The following is an 876-nucleotide window of genomic DNA, read 5'->3' as shown; positions in this document are numbered from 1 at the left end:
AGATTGATGTGTTCCCAGGGGATAGGAGAAGTCGCTTGATATCTAGTATGACGTCTGTCGCACCTGCTTGATCGCGGCCGCGATAGCTAGATCGCGTTGCTCCTCTTCTCCATCCGCGTTCCAAGCTGCGGAAAGGCACCCATAAGCGTACGCCTGGTCGAGCAGGCGACGCGGATCGACGTCCAGCGCACGAGAGAATGCGTCCGCCATCTGTGCAATGCGTCTAGGATCGAGACAAAGGTCGTCTCTGTCAGCCGGATCGTAGAACATATTGGCGGCGCCAAAGCCCACTTCACCGACCAGACCGACGGGATCTATCACCAGCCAGCCGCGACTGGAGAACATGATGTTTTCATGATGCAGATCGCCATGTAGCCCACGCAGTTCCGAGGCATTGCTCATCATTTGATCGGCTATAATCGCCGCGTGGACGTAGTCAGTTTGACAACCTGCGTTTTGATCATCGCGCGCCCGCTGAAACAAAGCTGCAAAGCGATCCCGGATCGGGAGAAGGGCAGAAGGCAGGGGTTCCTCAGATGCGGCATACAGCTTCGCCATTAGTTCCGCTGCAATTTCGGTCGCCTGGTAGTCGCCGTGCTCGGCAACGATGTGAGAGAGCATTCGCTCCCCGGCATATTCGAGCAACATCAGATTGTTCTCACGACCGAGCAACCGGACTGCTCCCCTCCCATTGCGCCATACCAGATAGTCGGCCCCGCGCAGTTCATCAGCAATGTCTTCTATAGGTTTCAATCCCTTGACGATTGCAGGAGTCCCGTCTGGCAATGAAACTTTCCAAACGAGGCTGGAAAAGGTGTCCGCAATGAGAACAGGTTGCGAAACGTGCCAATGAGCAGGAAAAACAGGCGGCATGAA

General features: G+C 55.5%; 1 protein-coding gene. It reads right to left on the bottom strand.

Translation table 11 applies throughout. The features are described 5' to 3' along the window. Positions 1 to 42 precede the first annotated feature (42 nt). The coding region (locus R7044_RS24630; protein WP_000408210.1) for an APH(6)-I family aminoglycoside O-phosphotransferase at positions 43 to 876 on the bottom strand (834 nt) is incomplete at its 5' end.

It is taken from the genome of Vibrio sp. 1402, assembly GCF_033340275.1.
This window is presented reverse-complemented; position numbering and strand designations above follow the sequence as displayed.